Annotated in this window: 13 protein-coding genes and 1 pseudogene; 10 read left to right on the forward strand and 4 right to left on the reverse strand. The window is 53.4% G+C overall.

Features of this window, described 5'->3' with window-relative positions; genetic code table 11:
* The first annotated feature begins 120 nt into the window (after positions 1 to 120).
* On the forward strand, positions 121 to 2,673 hold the full coding sequence (mrcA, locus tag EHN13_RS19810; protein ID WP_167469972.1) for a peptidoglycan glycosyltransferase/peptidoglycan DD-transpeptidase MrcA: 2,553 nt from the start codon (positions 121 to 123) through the stop codon (positions 2,671 to 2,673).
* 112 nt (positions 2,674 to 2,785) lie between these two features.
* On the opposite strand, the gene nudE is transcribed toward mrcA, so the two are convergent.
* Positions 2,786 to 3,346, reverse strand: coding sequence for an ADP compounds hydrolase NudE (nudE, locus tag EHN13_RS19815; RefSeq protein WP_048213799.1), 561 nt, complete (start codon positions 3,344 to 3,346; stop codon positions 2,786 to 2,788).
* Positions 3,347 to 3,668: 322 nt separating this feature from the next.
* On the opposite strand from nudE, the gene igaA reads away from it, so the two are divergent.
* From igaA to hslO, 4 genes are all read left to right on the forward strand, one after another.
* A complete protein-coding gene (gene igaA / locus EHN13_RS19820) occupies positions 3,669 to 5,804 on the forward strand; it encodes an intracellular growth attenuator protein IgaA (protein ID WP_124021954.1) in 2,136 nt (711 codons plus the stop codon).
* A gap of 62 nt (positions 5,805 to 5,866) precedes the next feature.
* The gene (gene yrfG / locus EHN13_RS19825) at positions 5,867 to 6,535 is read left to right on the forward strand and encodes a GMP/IMP nucleotidase (RefSeq protein ID WP_048213552.1); all 669 of its coding nucleotides are present in this window, start codon (positions 5,867 to 5,869) and stop codon (positions 6,533 to 6,535) included.
* Positions 6,536 to 6,545: 10 nt separating this feature from the next.
* A complete protein-coding gene (gene hslR, locus EHN13_RS19830; protein ID WP_048213553.1) occupies positions 6,546 to 6,947 on the forward strand; it encodes a ribosome-associated heat shock protein Hsp15 in 402 nt (133 codons plus the stop codon).
* A 24-nt stretch (positions 6,948 to 6,971) separates the two neighbouring features.
* A complete protein-coding gene (hslO, locus tag EHN13_RS19835; protein ID WP_061068864.1) occupies positions 6,972 to 7,850 on the forward strand; it encodes an Hsp33 family molecular chaperone HslO in 879 nt (292 codons plus the stop codon).
* Between the two features lie 94 nt (positions 7,851 to 7,944).
* Here hslO and EHN13_RS19840 read toward each other — a convergent pair whose 3' ends face one another.
* Complete coding sequence (locus EHN13_RS19840; protein ID WP_124021955.1) at positions 7,945 to 9,663, reverse strand: DUF4153 domain-containing protein; 1,719 nt, start codon at positions 9,661 to 9,663, stop codon at positions 7,945 to 7,947.
* A gap of 378 nt (positions 9,664 to 10,041) precedes the next feature.
* Here EHN13_RS19840 and pckA point away from each other — a divergent pair.
* A pseudogene (gene pckA, locus EHN13_RS19845) lies at positions 10,042 to 11,664 on the forward strand (phosphoenolpyruvate carboxykinase (ATP)).
* Positions 11,665 to 11,775: 111 nt separating this feature from the next.
* On the opposite strand, the gene envZ reads toward pckA, so the two are convergent.
* Together envZ and ompR are read right to left on the reverse strand one after the other, a co-directional pair.
* Entirely contained in the window at positions 11,776 to 13,128 is a 1,353-nt protein-coding gene (gene envZ / locus EHN13_RS19850) for a two-component system sensor histidine kinase EnvZ (RefSeq protein ID WP_048213556.1), read from the reverse strand.
* Positions 13,125 to 13,844 (reverse strand): osmolarity response regulator transcription factor OmpR, encoded by a 720-nt coding sequence (gene ompR, locus EHN13_RS19855; protein ID WP_001157751.1) that lies wholly within the window; start codon positions 13,842 to 13,844, stop codon positions 13,125 to 13,127. The genes envZ and ompR overlap by 4 nt, the downstream gene beginning before the upstream one ends.
* Positions 13,845 to 14,069: 225 nt before the next feature.
* Here ompR and greB point away from each other — a divergent pair, with 225 nt between their 5' ends.
* From greB to feoB, 4 genes are all read left to right on the forward strand, one after another.
* Entirely contained in the window at positions 14,070 to 14,543 is a 474-nt protein-coding gene (gene greB, locus EHN13_RS19860) for a transcription elongation factor GreB (protein WP_003023524.1), read from the forward strand.
* A gap of 98 nt (positions 14,544 to 14,641) precedes the next feature.
* On the forward strand, positions 14,642 to 16,975 hold the full coding sequence (locus EHN13_RS19865; protein WP_124021956.1) for a Tex family protein: 2,334 nt from the start codon (positions 14,642 to 14,644) through the stop codon (positions 16,973 to 16,975).
* Positions 16,976 to 17,349: 374 nt separating this feature from the next.
* Positions 17,350 to 17,577 carry a ferrous iron transporter A gene (feoA, locus tag EHN13_RS19870; RefSeq protein ID WP_003023519.1) on the forward strand — a complete coding sequence of 76 codons (228 nt, stop codon included), beginning with the start codon at positions 17,350 to 17,352 and terminating at the stop codon, positions 17,575 to 17,577.
* Positions 17,578 to 17,595: 18 nt separating this feature from the next.
* Entirely contained in the window at positions 17,596 to 19,914 is a 2,319-nt protein-coding gene (gene feoB / locus EHN13_RS19875; protein ID WP_048213558.1) for a Fe(2+) transporter permease subunit FeoB, read from the forward strand.

The following is a 19,914-nucleotide window of genomic DNA, read 5'->3' on the forward strand; positions in this document are numbered from 1 at the left end:
TGCTGATGATCTCCTTATCACCCGTTCCTTCAACGGGTATATCAATGCGTCTGGCTTGCCTTTATACTACCGCGCGTTTGTTTATAAACTGCCCAAATGCCACTAAATGGGAAATCTCCAGTGAAGTTCGTAAAGTATTTATTAATCCTTGCAGTATGTTGCATCCTGCTGGGAGCAGGCTCGATCTATGGCCTTTATCGCTATATCGAGCCACAATTACCTGACGTCGCGACGCTAAAAGATGTGCGTCTGCAGATCCCAATGCAGGTTTACAGTGCTGACGGCGAACTCATCGCGCAATATGGCGAGAAACGTCGAATTCCGGTTACGCTGGATCAAATGCCGCCGGTAATGGTTAAAGCCTTTATCGCCACAGAAGACAGCCGCTTCTATGAGCACCACGGGGTGGACCCGGTGGGGATCTTCCGTGCGGCCAGCGTCGCGTTGTTCTCCGGCCACGCCTCACAAGGGGCCAGTACCATTACCCAACAGTTGGCGAGAAACTTCTTCCTGAGTCCGGAACGTACGCTGATGCGTAAGATCAAAGAAGTGTTCCTGGCTATTCGTATTGAGCAATTGCTGAGTAAAGACGAGATCCTCGAGCTTTATCTGAACAAGATCTATCTGGGGTATCGCGCCTATGGCGTGGGTGCTGCCGCGCAGGTCTATTTCGGCAAGACAGTTGATCAACTCAGCTTAAGTGAAATCGCGGTGATCGCCGGTCTGCCAAAAGCGCCGTCAACCTTCAACCCGCTCTATTCGATGGACCGGGCAACTGCGCGCCGTAACGTTGTACTGTCGCGTATGTTGAGCGAAAACTACATCACCCAGGCCCAATACGATCAGGCACGTAGTGAAGCGATCGATGCCAACTATCACGCGCCGGAAATCGCTTTCTCAGCCCCTTATCTGTCTGAGATGGTGCGCCAGGAGATGTATAACCGTTATGGTGAGAAAGCCTATGAAGACGGGTATCGCATCACCACCACCATTACACGCAAAGTACAGCAGGCAGCTCAGCAGGCAGTACGCAACAACGTGATGGATTACGACATGCGCCACGGCTACCGCGGCCCGTCGAACGTGCTGTGGAAAGTGGGCGGGAGCAGTTGGGACAGCAAAAAAATCACCGATACGCTAAAAGCGCTACCGACCTACGGCCCGCTGCTGCCCGCGGTTGTCACCAGCGCCAACCCACAGGAAGCGACCGCTGCGTTGGCGGATGGAACATCGGTGTCATTACGTATGGAAGGTATGCGCTGGGCGCGTCCTTATCGTTCGGATACTCAACAAGGCCCAACACCGCGTAAAGTGACCGACGTAGTACAGACTGGCCAGCAAATCTGGGTACGCCAGGTGGGAGATGCCTGGTGGCTGGCGCAAGTGCCGGACGTTAACTCCGCACTGGTTTCTATTAACCCGCAAAACGGTGCAGTGCTGGCACTGGTGGGGGGTTTTGACTTCAACCAGAGCAAGTTTAACCGTGCAACCCAGGCGTTACGCCAGGTGGGTTCTAACATCAAACCTTTCCTGTATACCGCCGCGATGGATAAAGGCCTGACGCTGGCAAGTATGCTGAATGACGTACCGATTTCCCGTTGGGATGCCGGTGCAGGTTCTGACTGGCAGCCAAAAAACTCACCGCCACAATATGCTGGCCCTATCCGCTTACGTCAGGGGCTCGGCCAGTCGAAAAACGTGGTGATGGTTCGTGCCATGCGCGCAATGGGTGTGGATTACGCGGCAGAGTATCTGCAGCGTTTCGGCTTTCCGGCACAGAATATTGTGCATACTGAATCACTGGCGCTGGGTTCAGCCTCGTTCACTCCGCTGCAGGTTGCTCGCGGTTACGCGGTAATGGCAAACGGCGGGTTCCTGGTCGACCCGTATTTCATCAGTAAGATTGAAAGCGATATGGGTGGCGTTATCTTTGAGGCGAAGCCAAAAATTGCCTGCCCGGAATGTGATATCCCGGTAATTTACGGCGATACGCAGAAGTCTAACGTGCTGGAAAACAGTAACGTTGAAGATGTTGCGGTATCTCAGGAACAACAAAACGCCGCCGTGCCAATGCCACAGCTTGAGCAAGCTAACCAGGCGCTGGTCGCACAAAGCGGCACGCAAGAATACGCACCGCACGTCATCAACACGCCGCTGGCCTTCCTGATCAAGAGCGCGTTGAACACCAATATCTTTGGTGAACCAGGCTGGATGGGAACCGGCTGGCGTGCAGGACGCGATTTACAGCGCCATGACATCGGCGGGAAAACCGGGACAACCAACAGCTCGAAAGATGCATGGTTCTCCGGCTACGGCCCAGGGGTGGTGACCTCGGTATGGATCGGCTTTGATGATCATCGCCGCGATCTCGGACATACGACGGCATCCGGCGCGATCAAAGACCAAATCTCCGGCTACGAAGGCGGTGCCAAGAGTGCGCAGCCTGCATGGGATGCCTACATGAAGAGTGTATTAGAAGGTGTTCCTGAGCAGCCGCTGACACCACCACCGGGTATCGTTACGGTCAATATCGATCGTAGCACCGGCCAACTGGCAAACGGCGGTAACAGCCGTGCAGAGTATTTCATTGAAGGTACTCAGCCAACGCAACAGGCGGTACATGAGGTGGGGACAACCATTATTGATAATGGTGAGACGCACGAGTTGTTCTAATCTTTTGCCGGATGACGCTTCGCTTATCCGGCCTACATTTTCGGCACAATTATTTGATATTGCTGGATTTTGTAGGCCGGATAAGGCGACATCCACCATCCGGCAATGTCGATTAAAACCGCCCCTGCCCTTTCAGCCATTCGCGTACCAGGAACAGCGCACTGACATTACGCGCTTCGTGGAAGTCAGGGTCTTCTAACAGATCCATCAAATGCGCCAGCGGCCAGCGCACCTGTGGCAATGGCTCGGGCTCATCACCTTCCAGCGACTCAGGATAAAGATCCTCAGCGACCACAATATTCATCTTGCTGGAGAAATAGGAAGGCGCCATGCTGAGTTTTTTCAAAAACGTCAGGTCCTTCGCACCGTATCCCACTTCTTCTTTCAGTTCCCGGTTAGCCGCTTCAAACACGCTTTCACCCGGATCGATTAACCCTTTGGAAAAACCAAGCTCGTAGGATTCAGTTCCGACCGCATATTCGCGAATGAGGATCAGGTGGTCATCCACAATCGGCACAATCATTACCGCTTCGCGCGTGGATGGGCGCATACGCTCATAAACACGACGTACGCCGTTGCTGAACTCAAGGTCCACGCTTTCGACTTTAAATAGCCGGGATTGTGCGACGGTTTCCACTTTCAAAATCGTGGGCTTTTGTAATGATTTGCTCATCATGAGGATCTTTGCTGTGAAATCTGGGGTTATTGTGCGATATACAGCACGGTTTCGGCAATGTGAATTGCCGTTTATTTACATTTATGTAACGTACTAAAAGTTAATCCCTATTTCAAATTAAAAGTCAATAGGTTGAAATAACTCCAGGAATTTGCTGATATTCCGTTTTTGGTGATTTTGCTATTATTCGCATTTATTGGGCTGTACTTAAAGATGCTCAAGTTCAACTCCACACTTGCCGATAGCCAACCACAGAATCACGAATATTGAACAGGGTGCGACTGACCACGCCTGACAGACTAAGTAAGATGGGGAAAGCATGAGCACCATTCTGATTTTTTTAGCTGCTTTGCTGGCCTGCTCATTGCTTGCAGGGTGGCGATTCAGATCAAAATTCAGACAACAAAAATTACCGTTGAGCAACGTCTTCTCTGACGCCTCTAAGCGTAAACTAACACCCGAAGAACGTGGCGCGGTCGAAAACTATCTCGAAAACCTCAGTCAAATTCAGCAGGTACCTGGCCCAACAGGTGCCAGTTCGGCACCGGTATCGTTAACCCTGAATGCCCAAAGTAATAGCGTCATCGTACTGACGCATTCAATTACGCGCTATGGCATCACCACCGACGATCCGAATAAATGGCGCTATTATCTCGACTCCGTCGAAGTGCATTTGCCTCCCTTCTGGGAACAATACATCAATGACGAAAACAGCGTTGAGCTGATCCACACCAATACGCTGCCGCTGGTTATCTCGTTGAACGGTCATACGTTGAAAGAGTATATGCAGGAAGCGCGCGGCTACGCCCTACAGCACACCGCGTCTACTCAGGCATCTATTCGTGGTGAAGAAAGCGAGCAGATTGAACTGCTGAATATTCGTCAGGAAACGCATGAAGAATATGCTCTCAGCCGCCCGTCGGGATTGCGCGAAGCGTTACTGATTGCTGCCTCATTCCTGCTGTTCTTTTTCTGTTTAATCATGCCAGACACGTTCGTACCGTGGACCGCCGGTGGCGCGGTGTTGCTGCTGGCTGCGGGTCTGTGGGGCCTGTTTGCACCACCGTCTAAAACGGCTCTACGAGAAATCCACTGTCTGCGTGGCACTCCACGTCGCTGGGGGCTGTTTGGTGAAAACGATCAGGAGCAAATTAATAATATCTCCCTGGGTATTATTGACCTGATTTATCCACCACACTGGCAACCTTACATTGCACAGGACCTTGGCCAGCAAACGGATATTGATATCTATCTGGATCGCCATGTTGTCCGCCAGGGGCGTTTTTTATCTTTGCATGACGAGGTGAAAAACTTCCCGTTGCAACACTGGCTACGCAGCGCCGTCGTTGCCGGCGGTTCGTTGCTGGTATTGCTAATGCTGCTGTTTTGGGTCCCGTTGGATATGCCAATTAAACTTACGCTTTCCTGGATGAAAGGGGCGCAAACAGTTGAGGCCACCAGCGTAAAGCAACTGGAAAAGGCAGGCGTTCGCGTGGGCGACACGCTGCATCTGAGTGGCACAGGGATGTGTAACATCCACACTCAGGGGAGCTGGAACGCACAACCCGCGACACCTTTTATGCCATTTGATTGTTCGCAGATTATCTGGAATGACGCGCGCGCCCTGCCGCTGCCTGAGTCCGACCTGGTCAATAAGGCGACCGCACTGACCCAAAGCGTTAGCCGCCAACTGCATCCCAAACCCGACGATGACTCTCGCGTCAGCTCATCATTACGCTCAGCCATTCAGAAGTCCGGCATGGTATTGCTGGATGATTTTGGCGATATTGTCCTGAAAACCGCCGATTTGTGTGCCGCCGAAGATGAATGCGTACGCCTGAAAAATGCCCTGGTTAACCTGGGTAACAGTAAGGACTGGAACGCTCTGGTTAAGCGAGCAAACGCCGGGAAACTGGATGGTGTGAATGTGCTGTTGCGCCCGGTAAGCGCCGAATCACTGGATAACCTGGTGAATACCTCTACGGCACCGTTCATTTCACGCGAGACCGCCCGGGCGGCTCAGGCACTGAATAGCCCTGCCCCCGGTGGTTTCCTGATTATCAGTGACGAAGGCAGCGACCTGGTTGATCAGCCCTGGCCGGCGACCTCGTTGTACGACTATCCGCCACAAGAGCAATGGAACGCTTTCCAGCGCCTTGCCCAGATGTTGATGCAAACGCCATTTCGCGCTGAAGGGATTGTCACCAACATCTCGACCGACGCCAACGGTACCCAGCACATTGGCCTGCACCGGATCCCGGATCGTTCAGGTTTATGGCGTTACCTTGGCACCACGCTGCTGATGCTCTCCATGCTGGGATGCGCTATCTACAACAGCGTTCAGGCATTCAGACGCTACCAGCGTCATCGTTCGCGCATCGCGGAAATTCAGGAATATTACGAGAGTTGCCTGAATCCAACGCTGCTTGAAGACCCAGAAAGCCTGATTCGATAACACGCCCGCGCGACGGAATATGCTACCCTGTCGCGCATCTTATTTTCCTCTGGGGAGTTTCCATGCACATAGATATTGCCTGGCAGGACGTCGACACCGTTCTGCTGGATATGGACGGTACGCTGCTCGATCTGGCATTCGATAACTATTTCTGGCAAAAACTGGTGCCGGAAACCTACGGCGCGCAGCAGGGTATCTCTCCCCAGGAAGCCCAGGAATTTATTCGTCAGCAGTATCATGCCGTACAGCATACGCTAAACTGGTACTGCCTGGATTACTGGAGCGAACGCCTGGGTCTGGATATATGCGCCATGACAACCGCACAGGGACCACGCGCCGTACTGCGTGAAGATACGGTACCGTTCCTTGATGCCCTAAAAGCGAGCGGCAAACGTCGTATTTTGCTCACCAATGCGCATCCGCATAACCTGGCGGTGAAGCTTCAGCATACCGGTCTGGCCTCACACCTTGATTTATTACTTTCCACCCACACATTTGGTTATCCCAAAGAGGATCAGCGGTTATGGCACGCTGTCGCTGAAGAAACGGGAATGAGTGCAGAGAAGACGTTGTTTATTGACGACAGCGAACCAATTCTCGACGCCGCTGCTCAATTCGGCATTCGTTACTGCCTCGGCGTAACCAATCCCGACTCAGGTACAGCGGAAAAACAGTACGCACGCCATCCGTCACTGAATGACTACCGCCGACTGATCCCCTCACTGATGTGAAGGAGACGCCATGAAAGAGAAGCCCCCTGTCGAAGTCAGGCTGGATAAATGGCTGTGGGCAGCACGCTTTTATAAAACGCGCGCAGTCGCCCGCGAAATGGTTGAAGGCGGTAAGGTGCATTACAACGGGCAGCGCAGCAAGCCGAGTAAGATTGTCGAGCTAAATGCCACCCTCACCCTGCGCCAGGGAAATGACGAACGAACGGTCATTATTAAAGCCATTAGCGAGCAGCGTCGCCCGGCAACTGAAGCCGTTATGCTGTATGAAGAAACCGCGGAAAGCGTGGAAAAACGCGAAAAAATGGCGCTGGCGCGTAAACTTAACGCGTTAACCATGCCGCACCCGGACAGGCGACCGGACAAAAAAGAGCGCCGCGACCTGTTACGATTTAAACACGGCGACAGCGAGTGACTGTCACCTGCAAGAGAGATGATTATGCCGCAACATGACCAATTACATCGTTATCTGTTTGAAAACTTTGCCGTGCGCGGCGAACTGGTAACCGTTTCGCAAACCCTGCAACAGATCCTCGAAAATCATACTTACCCACAGCCGGTCAAAACCGTGCTGGCGGAGCTGCTGGTTGCCACCAGCCTGCTGACCGCGACGCTGAAGTTTGACGGTGATATCACCGTACAGCTGCAGGGCGACGGTCCGTTGAGCCTGGCGGTCATTAACGGCAACAACAACCAGCAGATGCGCGGCGTGGCTCGTATACAAGGCGATATCCCTGAAGATGCCGATCTGAAAACACTGGTTGGCAACGGCTATCTGGTGATCACTATTACACCGGAAGAAGGCGAACGCTATCAGGGCGTGGTCGGTCTGGAAGGTGACACGCTGGCGGCCTGCCTGGAAGATTACTTCATGCGTTCAGAACAGCTGCCGACGCGTCTGTTTATCCGCACTGGCGACGTCGACGGTAAACCTGCTGCTGGCGGTATGCTGTTGCAGGTCATGCCAGCGCAAAACGCACAGGCAGATGATTTCGATCACCTTGCCGCACTGACAGAAACCATCAAAGCCGAAGAGTTGCTGACGCTGCCAGCCAACGAAGTTCTGTGGCGTTTGTACCACGAAGAAGAAGTCACCCTCTACGATCCTCAGGATGTTGAGTTCAAATGCACCTGTTCACGCGAACGCTGCGCGGGCGCTCTGAAAACGCTGCCGGATGAAGAAGTTGACAGCATTCTGGCAGAAGAAGGTGAAATCGATATGCACTGCGATTATTGCGGTAGCCACTATCTGTTTAACGCCATGGATATTGCAGAGATCCGCAGCAACGCCTCCCCTGCCGATCCACAGGTGCATTAATCCCCGTTTTGCCCGGTGGCGCAACGCTTATCGGGCCTACGGTAAAACTTTTGTCGGCCGGATGAGGCGCTCGCGCCGCCATCCGGCAACAGATTCACTCATTGTAATAAGTCATCGGCAGTCGTTTGCCATTAATGGTGATATCCCGCCAGACTCTTGAAGCCGAATCCAGTTGATGATTCGCCAGCGCCTGCAGCAGTTGATCCTTATTGAATCCCTCCGGTAGCCGGGCTGTCGCGATCAACACCCATTTGTTTTCCTTAACGCCAAAGACCAGGCTCTCCCCATCGCCAAAAGCATACAATACTTGCTCGGGCTGCCCATCCGCGTTGAGATCCTGATCCACCAACACACACGCATCCTGCTCAATACAGGAGGCGATCCGGTAGCGCTGCCCCTTTAAAAACGACCAAAACGCGTCATCGGGCTTCTTGCTTCCCGGTGCAATCATCACCTTCGGCGCTAACTGCGTTGCCGTCAGCTCATTTACCGGATCGCGATGCCCCCGCAGGATGGCATTTAAATCACGCCTGCGCTTGCTGTCTTTGTTGAATACATCGTCTTTTTGCAATGCTTCCAGTGCGGCGCGACCGGGTTTTCCGCTGTGATCCAGCATATACAGACTGACCTGGTCAGCCGTAATTTTCCCGCTGTAGTAGCGCCCCATATGGCTGTTGACGCTAATACGCCAGACATCAATGACCGGCGACGTCAGCAGAATCAACAGGCCCAATGTCAGGAGCGAAACGCCAAGAATGACCTTTCCCTGAATATCGAGCGGGTTGCCTCCAGCGCGCAAAATACTGACCAGATAGCCGAGGGACCACACCAGTAATACAAAGACCACCAATGCGCCATACAAACGCTCAGGCGTCCAGCCATACTGATGAATTCTCAGCCACATGGCCCAACCGGCAATCAGCATATAGAGAGGAGCAACAACCAGTGAAGCGTTAATCAAGTAACGTAATGCGCCAGGATAAGGTAACGCCTCTTTGTGCGGCTCGCGCACAATGGCCATCAGCAACAGGAAGATCAGCGTCAACGTGGACATCAGGCCAGCCGCTGACACGCGCTGTGAGATAGCGTCCAGTCCGCTAAAAGGCAGGGTCAGCATAAACATCAGCGCTAACAGTGCAACCAGCGGGAGTAAACCTGTGGCAAGGAACGTCAGCAACTTTTGCACCGCAGCAACCAGACGCGACTGCGTACGTGCCAGCACTACTGCCAGTGCGGTGATCAGACCTAAAGCCAAATAAACAAACCAGTCAGTCTCAAAGAAAAGCGTGTTGAAGAAGGTGATTCCGACCAGTTGAAACATTTCACTCCACAGCAGGAGCACCAGCCAGAACAGGCCGTTGGCCACAAAAGCGATCAGCAGCGTCAGCGAGTTAAGCCACAGGCAGGTATAAAACTGCGGATAGCGAGCCTGTTCACGACGGGCATGAAGTTGATATTGAATCCACGGCAAAGCCAGCATCGCCATCAACAGTAAGCGCCAGCCGTAGGCAAAAAAAATGTCATCCTGCCGCCATCTGTCACTGTCTGCCACACTCCATTTCAGCCACACACTCATCGCCAGCACAACCACACAGATCAACGCCATCCAGCACCATAGAGCACGTTGCTTAAATGAGACGACAGTCAGCAAAAGCGCAGAGGAGAGCGCAATCGTTACGGGCATCCCGTAGAACAGCCAGTCACTGTTCTGCGGCGCAAGATACGCCATCAGCAGGTAGCACACACACCCTTGTAGCAGTCCGATAAAGATCATGCCCCAGCGGGTCGTTGGTGAAAGCTCAACACTGTCCATGTCGTTTTCCAGAAAGAAGAGAAAATCTAATTATCGCATCAACTTCACAAATATGAGTATTTGTCGGTCCATTTCGGAGCCCAGCTGCGCGAGGTGAATCGATATTGTTTATGTTTGAGTTACGTTTTTTTCTTACATGAATGCGATTACACTCACAAGATTCCCGCCAAAAACACTCTCTATTAACGTTTTAAGAACATTTTCCACAACAAAAAAGGGTTTCCTGCCATAATATCCGCCTCTTTGTGACAGGAGTCGCAGCGTATTCGGTTATTCGTGGAATCACCGGATGCGTAAATCTATGAGCCTTGTCGCGGTTAGCAATCCCTAAAAAACCTTACTATTCCAGGTAATACATATTGGCTAAGGAGCAGTGAAATGCGTGTGAACAACAGTTTAACCCCGCAAGATCTCAAGGCTTATGGTATCAATGACGTTCAGGATATCGTTTACAATCCAGACTACGACACGCTTTATCAGGAAGAACTTGATCCAAACCTGGAAGGTTATGAGCGTGGCGTGTTAACGAATCTGGGCGCCGTTGCAGTTGATACCGGTATCTTTACCGGACGTTCGCCAAAGGATAAGTACATTGTCCGTGACGACACCACACGAGATACACTCTGGTGATCCGACAAAGGTAAAGGTAAGAACGACAACAAACCGCTTTCCCAGGAAACCTGGCAGCATTTGAAAGGGTTAGTCACCCATCAACTCTCCGGCAAACGTCTGTTTATCATTGATGCTTTCTGCGGTGCTAATGCGGATACCCGTCTTTCCGTGCGCTTCATTACCGAAGTCGCCTGGCAGGCACATTTTGTCAAAAATATGTTCATCCGCCCGAGCGACGAAGAACTGGTTGATTTCAAACCTGATTTCATCGTGATGAACGGTGCAAAATGCACTAACCCGCAGTGGAAAGAACAAGGTCTGAACTCCGAAAACTTCGTGGCGTTTAACCTGACTGAACGCATTCAGTTAATTGGCGGCACCTGGTACGGCGGCGAGATGAAGAAAGGTATGTTCTCCGTCATGAACTACCTGCTGCCGCTGAAAGGTATTGCATCCATGCACTGCTCGGCAAACGTCGGTGAAAAAGGGGATGTGGCGGTCTTCTTTGGCCTGTCCGGTACCGGTAAAACCACGCTGTCCACCGACCCGAAACGCCGCCTGATTGGCGATGACGAACACGGCTGGGATGACGACGGCGTATTTAACTTCGAAGGCGGTTGCTACGCGAAGACCATCAAACTGTCTAAAGATGCTGAGCCGGAAATCTACAACGCAATCCGCCGTGATGCCCTGCTGGAAAACGTCACCGTGCGCGAAGATGGTTCTATCGACTTCGATGATGGTTCCAAAACCGAGAACACCCGCGTGTCCTACCCGATTTATCACATCGACAATATCGTTAAGCCGGTGTCAAAAGCGGGTCATGCAACCAAAGTCATCTTCCTGACCGCCGACGCATTTGGCGTACTGCCACCGGTTTCTCGCCTGACGGCGGACCAAACCCAGTACCACTTCCTGTCTGGCTTTACCGCCAAACTGGCTGGCACCGAGCGTGGCGTCACTGAGCCTACGCCAACCTTCTCTGCCTGTTTCGGCGCGGCATTCCTGTCGCTGCACCCAACGCAGTACGCAGAAGTACTGGTGAAACGCATGCAGGCGGCTGGTGCACAGGCTTATCTGGTGAATACCGGCTGGAACGGCACCGGCAAGCGTATCTCAATCAAAGATACCCGTGCGATTATCGACGCCATCCTGAACGGGTCTCTGGATAACGCGGAAACGTTCCGTCTGCCGATGTTTGACCTGGCAATCCCAACCGAGCTGCCGGGTGTGGATACGCGTATTCTCGATCCGCGTAATACCTACGCATCCCCGGAGCAGTGGCAAGAAAAAGCCAACGCACTGGCGAAACTGTTTATCGAGAACTTCGAGAAGTACACCGACACCCCTGCGGGCGAAGCGCTGGTTAGCGCCGGACCGAAGCTGTAACGAAAAGTGCCGGATGGCGGCTTCGCCTTATCCGGCCTACTGCAACTGATAAGCGCAGCAATATCAGTCGGTTAGCGAAATAAAAAGGGAGGCATTTAGCCTCCCTTTTTTCTACGCGTCTTTCGTTGTCCCCTGCGTGCGCGTGAATGGAACCGGAAGCCAGGCGCGTATCGACAGCCCGCCTCGCTCACTGGTCCCAATTTCCAGCATACCGTTATGGTTATCAATAATACGCTGTACAATCGCCAGTCCCAGGCCCGTGCCGCTGGTGCTACGCGCGCTGTCACCGCGCACAAACGGCTGGAACAGGTGTTGACGCTGTTCCGGTTTGATACCCGGCCCGTCATCTTCGACCTGGAACCAGGCGCGATGCGCTTCCATACCGCTACTGACCTTAATCCAGCCATTACCGTAGCGAGCGGCGTTAACCACCATATTAGCAACCGCGCGCTTGATAGACAGTGGGTGCATCTTCACCTGAATGACGCCTGGGCGTAATGCAGTATCAATTTCACGCTCGTAACCACTTTCTGCCGCGATCACTTCACCTAATACCGAGTTCAGATCGGCCATCTCCATCGGCATCTCCTGACCCGTCCGCAGATAATCGATGAACTGTTCGATAATGGCATTACACTCTTCAATGTCCTTATTGATGGACTCCGCGAGGTATCCGTCTTCTTCGCCCATCATTTCCGTCGCCAGACGGATACGCGTCAGCGGGGTGCGTAAATCATGGCTCACGCCCGCCATTAACAGCGTACGGTCATCGGCCAGCTGTTTTACGCCGGCGGCCATATGGTTGAAGGCTCGGGTAACAGAGCGTACCTCAGAGGCACCATACTCGCGCAGCGGCGGTGGAATAATGCCTTTCCCCACCTGTAACGCCGCATGTTCAAGATCCACCAACGGTCGGTTCTGAATACGGATAAACAGCCACGCGCCACCGATAGCCAGCAGCATAATCGCCAGCGTATAGCGGAACAGCGGTGAGAAATCACCCTGATGGATTTCCGTAAGCGGCACGCGTACCCAGATGTTGGGCGACAGCCAGGTTTTCAGCCACACGACCGGCGAGCTCTTGTTCACCTCAACGCGGACTTCCGTCGGGCCGCCCAGCTGCTGCGCCATCTGGTGGCTTAAGAATTCATAGTGTTGCGCCCAACGCAGACCGGCTTCTTCAGCGGCCTCGTTGGAATAGAGGGAAATACCGAGCTCACGGTAAATTTCCCGACGAAATGCAGGTGGTACTACCAGTTGCGTACCGTCCTCCAGTTGCAGTTTATCAGTCATCAGCATACGGACTTCGTAGGCCAGGACCTTATTAAACTGCTGGAGGCTCGGCAGAATCGCGAAGTTCAGCACCACAAGGTAGGTCGTCACCAGGCTTGCAAACAGCAAGGTGACGATAAGCAATAACGTGCGAGCAAACGAACTTCGTGGCGAGAAGCGCATTCGCCTCATGCTTTAGAACCGTCCGGAACAAAGACGTAGCCCAGACCCCATACGGTCTGAATATAACGAGGGTGCGCCGGGTCTTCTTCCACCATACGACGCAGACGGGAAATCTGGACGTCGATGGACCGCTCCATCGCCGAATATTCACGACCACGGGCCAGGTTCATCAACTTGTCGCGGGACAGCGGTTCACGTGGGTGGCTTACCAACGCTTTCAGCACCGCAAATTCACCGCTGGTGAGCGGCATAGGCTCATCTTCGCGGAACATTTCACGCGTACCGAGGTTCAGTTTGAACTTACCAAACGCAATGACCGCTTCTTCCTGGGAAGGCGCGCCCGGCAGTTCGTTCGCCTGGCGACGCAGTACAGCGCGGATACGCGCCAGCAGTTCACGCGGGTTAAACGGTTTCGGAATGTAATCGTCAGCGCCGATTTCCAGTCCAACGATACGGTCCACTTCTTCGCCCTTCGCCGTGACCATAATGATCGGCATCGGGTTGCTTTGGCTGCGCAGGCGACGGCAAATAGACAGGCCATCTTCTCCCGGCAGCATTAAATCGAGCACCATCAGGTGGAAAGACTCACGGGTCAGCAGACGATCCATCTGCTCAGCGTTTGCGACGCTTCGAACCTGGAAGCCCTGCTCGGTCAAATAACGTTCCAGAAGCGCACGCAAGCGCATGTCGTCATCGACCACCAGAATCTTATAGTTCTCTTGCATTGTTATTACTCCCAAAGGTTCGCAACAATTAAGTGTATATTCTTAAGAAAGCTAGCGTGAGTCACCAGCGAATTCTGGTATGAATTCCAGGCTAAATTGTTACAAAGCATATTAAACAGCAGCTTAAGTATACAATGTTTCTCGCAATACATTATTTATTCTGTTGATATGCTCATGTAATACTAATTGTGCGCATCATCACAGAGTCGAAGGCAAAACAATAAGATGAAAACGCCCCTGATAACCCGTGAAGGGTATGAAAAACTCAAACAAGAGCTGAATTATCTCTGGCGTGAAGAGCGCCCGGAAGTCACCAAAAAGGTTACCTGGGCCGCAAGTCTGGGTGACCGCAGCGAAAATGCTGACTACCAGTATAATAAAAAGCGCCTGCGTGAGATCGACCGCCGCGTCCGATATTTGACCAAGTGTATGGAGAATCTGAAAATCGTCGATTACTCCCCACAGCAGGAAGGCAAAGTCTTCTTTGGCGCATGGGTTGAGATTGAAAATGACGATGGAGACATCCGCAAATTCCGTATTGTTGGCTACGATGAGATCTTCGGCCGTAAAGATTACATCTCTATCGATTCGCCGATGGCGCGGGCGCTGCTGAAAAAAGAGGTCGGCGATCTCGCGGTGGTGAACACCCCTGGCGGGGAAGCCAGCTGGTACGTGAATGAGATTGAATACGTTAAGTGAGACCGGAACAATCCGAAGCCCCCGTAGATGACTGGCATTTTTTCCAGTCAATCCGTATAACTATCCCCTGATTTTTTATCCTATAGACGAAGCTATCCATGATGAATGATTCTTTCTGCCGCATTATCGCAGGTGAAATTCAGGCTCGTGCTGAACAGGTAGAAGCTGCCGTTCGCTTGCTTGACGAAGGGAACACCGTGCCGTTTATCGCACGTTATCGTAAGGAAATCACCGGCGGTCTGGACGATACGCAACTGCGTAATCTGGAAACCCGTCTGGGATATCTGCGTGAACTGGAAGACCGCCGTCAGGCAATCCTGAAATCTATCGGCGAGCAAGGCAAACTGACCGACGACCTGGCGAAAGCGATCAACGGCACGTTAAGTAAGACCGAACTCGAAGATCTCTATCTGCCGTACAAACCTAAGCGCCGTACCCGTGGGCAGATCGCCATTGAAGCAGGCCTTGAGCCGCTGGCAGACCTGCTGTGGAACGAGCCGTCTCACGACCCGGAAACGGAAGCCGCTAAATACCTCAACGCCGACAACGGCGTGGCGGATACCAAAGCCGCACTCGACGGCGCACGCTACATTCTGATGGAACGCTTCGCAGAAGACGCCGCCCTGCTGGCGAAAGTGCGTGATTACCTGTGGAAAAACGCCCACCTGGTCTCCACCGTGGTAAGCGGTAAAGAAGAGGAAGGCGCGAAGTTCCGCGACTACTTCGATCACCACGAACCGATCTCTACCGTGCCGTCTCACCGTGCGCTGGCCATGTTCCGTGGCCGTAACGAAGGCGTGCTTCAGCTTTCTCTGAATGCCGATCCGCAATTCGATGAGCCGCCAAAAGAGAGCCACGGCGAACAGATTATCCAGAACCACCTGGGACTGCGCCTGAACAACGCCCCTGCCGACAGTTGGCGTAAAGGCGTGGTCAGCTGGACATGGCGAATTAAGGTGCTGATGCACCTCGAAACCGAGCTGATGGGCACCGTGCGTGAACGTGCCGAAGATGAAGCGATTAACGTCTTCGCCCGTAACCTGCACGATCTGCTGATGGCCGCGCCTGCGGGGCTGCGCGCCACTATGGGCCTCGATCCCGGTCTGCGTACCGGCGTGAAGGTGGCGGTTGTTGACGGCACCGGCAAGCTGGTCGCGACCGACACCATTTATCCACACACCGGTCAGGCCGCCAAAGCCGCCGTTGCTGTAGCGGCGCTGTGTGAAAAATACAACGTTGAACTGGTGGCGATTGGTAATGGTACGGCGTCGCGTGAAACCGAACGTTTCTTCCTCGACGTGCAGAAACAGTTCCCGAAAGTCACCGCGCAGAAAGTGATCGTCAGCGAAGCCGGGGCATCGGTTTACTCTGCTTCCGAGCTGGCGGCGCAGGAATTCCCGGATCTCGACGTTTCATTGCGTGGCGCGGTGTCTATCGCCCGTCGTCTGCAGGACCCGCTGGCTGAGCTGGTGAAAATCGATCCGAAATCGATCGGCGTGGGCCAGTATCAGCACGACGTTAGCCAGACGCAGTTGGCGCGTAAGCTGGATGCGGTGGTGGAAGACTGCGTAAACGCCGTCGGCGTCGATCTCAATACCGCCTCCGTTCCGCTGTTGACCCGCGTGGCCGGCCTGACGCGCATGATGGCGCAAAACATCGTCGCCTGGCGCGATGAGAACGGTCAGTTCCAGAACCGTCAGCAACTGCTGAAAGTCAGCCGTCTGGGGCCAAAAGCCTTTGAACAGTGCGCGGGCTTCCTGCGCATCAACCATGGCGATAACCCACTGGATGCCTCCACCGTTCACCCGGAAGCCTACCCGATCGTGGAACGCATTCTGGCCGCCACCGAGCAATCGCTGCGTGACCTGATGGGCAACAGCGACGAACTGCGCAATCTGAAAGCTGCCGATTTCACCGATGAACGTTTCGGGGTACCGACCGTCACCGACATCATCAAAGAGCTGGAAAAACCGGGCCGCGACCCGCGTCCTGAATTTAAAACCGCACAGTTTGCCGATGGTGTAGAAACCATGAACGACCTGCTGCCGGGGATGATTCTGGAAGGGGCGGTCACCAACGTCACCAACTTCGGCGCGTTTGTGGATATCGGCGTTCATCAGGATGGACTGGTGCATATATCTTCATTGTCGAATAAGTTCGTCGACGATCCACACACCGTGGTGAAAGCGGGCGACATCGTGAAGGTGAAAGTGCTGGAAGTTGACCTGCAACGCAAGCGTATCGCGCTGACCATGCGCCTGGACGAGCAGCCGGGTGAAACCAATGCGCGTCGCGGCGGCGGGAATAACGATCGCACTCAGGGCAATCGCCCAGCGCCAAAAGCGGCGAAACCGCGTGGTCGTGACGCCCAGCCTGCGGGCAACAGCGCGATGATGGATGCGCTGGCGGCGGCAATGGGTAAAAAACGCTAAGTTTGGATCATGTGCCGGATGGCGGTGTAAACACCCTGTCCGGCATATTTAATATATTATCTTCTCTCCGCCCCTTATATTTATCACCTCATTAACAAATAAAACCTTAATTAAACATTAAGAAAGTCAATAATGACACTGCAGAAACATTCATTCCAAAGCGGAATAAATGTTGAGAAATATCAAAATTGGCTCAAATTATTGTTCAATTCTACATTCCGTCACATTTATTCTATTGATGATAGAAACCATTCTCATTATCATTGTTTTGTTGATTATTTACTCTTTCCTTACGTTGGCTAATCATCTGGTCTCATGCCGCCCTGTCGCCCCATGAGGTAATCATCCAGTTAGCGAGATATAAGTAGGTCCCTATGCAATTCACTCCTGACAGTGCGTGGAAAATTACCGGCTTTGCCCGTGAAATCAGCCCGGCTTATCGTCAGAAACTGTTGTCACTTGGCATGCTGCCCGGCTCCTCCTTCAACGTGGTACGCGTCGCCCCGCTCGGCGATCCTATCCATATCGAAACGCGTCGCGTAAGCCTGGTATTGCGTAAGAAAGATCTGGCGTTATTAGAAGTGGAAGCGGTTTCCTGTTAATACAGTGAGTCTATAAAAATGAAAAAACTAACCATTGGTTTAATTGGTAATCCTAATTCCGGCAAGACAACCTTATTCAACCAGCTCACCGGCGCGCGCCAGCGTGTAGGTAACTGGGCTGGCGTTACCGTTGAGCGTAAAGAAGGTCATTTCGCCACAACGGACCATCAGGTCACGCTGGTGGATTTACCTGGCACCTATTCACTGACGACAATCTCATCCCAGACCTCTCTCGATGAGCAAATTGCCTGTCACTATATTTTGAGCGGCGACGCAGATCTGTTGATCAACGTGGTCGATGCGTCAAACCTTGAACGCAACCTCTACCTGACGTTGCAACTGCTTGAGTTGGGCATCCCCTGCATCGTCGCGTTGAATATGCTGGATATCGCAGAAAAGCAGCAAATCCGTATCGATATCGACGCCCTCTCAGCACGTCTTGGCTGCCCGGTGGTTCCGCTGGTTTCCACCCGCGCCCGCGGCATTGAAGCGCTGAAACTGGCGATCGACCGCTACAAAGAAAACGACACCGTCGAGCTGGTCCATTATGCCCAGCCGCTGTTGCAGGAAGCGGATTCCCTCGCCGACGCGATGGCCAAAGACATGCCACTGAAACAGCGCCGCTGGCTGGGTCTGCAGATGCTGGAAGGCGATATCTACAGCCGCGCTTACGCCGGTGATGCCGCGCAAAACCTCGATGCTTCCATCGCACGCCTGAGCGAGACTATGGACGATCCGGCGCTGCACATCGCCGATGCGCGCTATCAGTGCATTGCCGCTATCTGCGATACCGTCAGCAATACTCTGACGGCAGAGCCGAGCCGTTTCACCACCGCGGTAGATAAAATCGTCCTTAACCGCTTCCTCGGACTGCCGATTTTCCTGTTCGTGATGTACCTGATGTTCCTGCTTGCCATTAACATCGGCGGCGCGCTGCAACCGTTGTTTGACGTCGGCTCCGTAGCGCTCTTTATCCATGGTATTCAGTGGATTGGCTACACGCTGCACTTCCCGGACTGGCTAACCATCTTCCTGGCCCAGGGCCTTGGCGGCGGGATTAACACCGTGCTGCCGCTGGTACCGCAAATCGGCATGATGTATCTGTTCCTCTCCTTCCTTGAAGACTCCGGCTACATGGCGCGCGCCGCGTTTGTGATGGACCGTCTGATGCAGGCGCTGGGACTGCCGGGCAAATCGTTCGTCCCGCTGATCGTCGGCTTTGGCTGTAACGTACCGTCCGTGATGGGCGCACGTACGCTGGACGCCCCGCGTGAGCGTCTGATGACCATCATGATGGCGCCGTTTATGTCCTGCGGCGCACGTCTGGCGATTTTCGCCGTGTTTGCCGCGGCGTTCTTTGGTCAGAACGGTGCACTAGCGGTCTTCTCGCTGTACGTACTGGGTATCGTGATGGCGGTGTTGACCGGCCTGATGCTCAAACACACCATCATGCGTGGTGAAGCAACGCCGTTCGTGATGGAGCTGCCGGTATACCACGTGCCGCACATCAAGAGTCTGATCATTCAGACCTGGCAGCGCCTGAAAGGCTTTGTTCTGCGTGCGGGTAAAGTCATCATCATCGTCAGCATTTTCCTCAGCGCGTTTAACAGCTTCTCGCTGAGCGGAAAAATCGTCGACAACATCAACGACTCTGCGCTGGCCTCCGTTAGCCGTGTTATTACTCCAGTGTTTAAACCGATTGGCGTTCACGAAGATAACTGGCAGGCAACCGTAGGTTTGTTCACCGGCGCGATGGCGAAAGAAGTGGTAGTTGGTACACTGAACACGCTCTATACCGCAGAAAACATTCAGGAAGAAGAGTTCAATCCGGCAGATTTCCACCTTGGCGACGAGCTGCTCGGTGCGGTGGATGAAACCTGGCAAAGCCTGAAAGACACCTTCAGCCTGAGCGTACTGGCCAACCCTATCGAAGCCAGCAAGGGCGACGGAGAAATGGCGACGGGCGCAATGGGCGTGATGGGTGAGAAATTTGGCAGCGCCGCCGCCGCGTACAGCTACCTGATCTTTGTTCTGCTGTATGTGCCGTGCATTTCAGTGATGGGCGCTATCGCACGTGAATCCAGCCGTGGCTGGATGGGCTTCTCGGTTTTGTGGGGGCTGAATATCGCTTATTCACTGTCAACGCTGTTTTATCAGGCGGTCAGCTACAAAGAACACCCGACCTACAGCCTGGTGTGCATTTTAGCGGTCATCCTGTTTAACATCGTGTTGCTGGGCCTGCTGCGTCGAGCACGTAGCCGTGTGGACCTCGCACTGCTGGCGACCAACAGAACGGCAAGTTCCTGCTGCTCCAGCACGACTGGCGATTGCCACTAA

The sequence above is a fragment of the Citrobacter youngae genome (genome assembly GCF_003818115.1).
GTDB classification, from domain to species: domain Bacteria; phylum Pseudomonadota; class Gammaproteobacteria; order Enterobacterales; family Enterobacteriaceae; genus Citrobacter; species Citrobacter youngae.

Bases quoted from the DNA above. Each gene is read 5' to 3' on its own strand.
- feoB (WP_048213558.1), top strand. From the start codon at position 17,596: ATGAAAAAACTAACCATTGGTTTAATTGGTAATCCTAATTCCGGCAAG.
- igaA (WP_124021954.1), top strand. From the start codon at position 3,669: ATGAGCACCATTCTGATTTTTTTAGCTGCTTTGCTGGCCTGCTCATTG.
- nudE (WP_048213799.1), bottom strand. From the start codon at position 3,346: ATGAGCAAATCATTACAAAAGCCCACGATTTTGAAAGTGGAAACCGTC.
- EHN13_RS19865 (WP_124021956.1), top strand. From the start codon at position 14,642: ATGATGAATGATTCTTTCTGCCGCATTATCGCAGGTGAAATTCAGGCT.
- hslO (WP_061068864.1), top strand. From the start codon at position 6,972: ATGCCGCAACATGACCAATTACATCGTTATCTGTTTGAAAACTTTGCC.
- envZ (WP_048213556.1), bottom strand. From the start codon at position 13,128: ATGAGGCGAATGCGCTTCTCGCCACGAAGTTCGTTTGCTCGCACGTTA.
- hslR (WP_048213553.1), top strand. From the start codon at position 6,546: ATGAAAGAGAAGCCCCCTGTCGAAGTCAGGCTGGATAAATGGCTGTGG.
- EHN13_RS19840 (WP_124021955.1), bottom strand. From the start codon at position 9,663: ATGGACAGTGTTGAGCTTTCACCAACGACCCGCTGGGGCATGATCTTT.
- greB (WP_003023524.1), top strand. From the start codon at position 14,070: ATGAAAACGCCCCTGATAACCCGTGAAGGGTATGAAAAACTCAAACAA.
- yrfG (WP_048213552.1), top strand. From the start codon at position 5,867: ATGCACATAGATATTGCCTGGCAGGACGTCGACACCGTTCTGCTGGAT.
- ompR (WP_001157751.1), bottom strand. From the start codon at position 13,844: ATGCAAGAGAACTATAAGATTCTGGTGGTCGATGACGACATGCGCTTG.
- feoA (WP_003023519.1), top strand. From the start codon at position 17,350: ATGCAATTCACTCCTGACAGTGCGTGGAAAATTACCGGCTTTGCCCGT.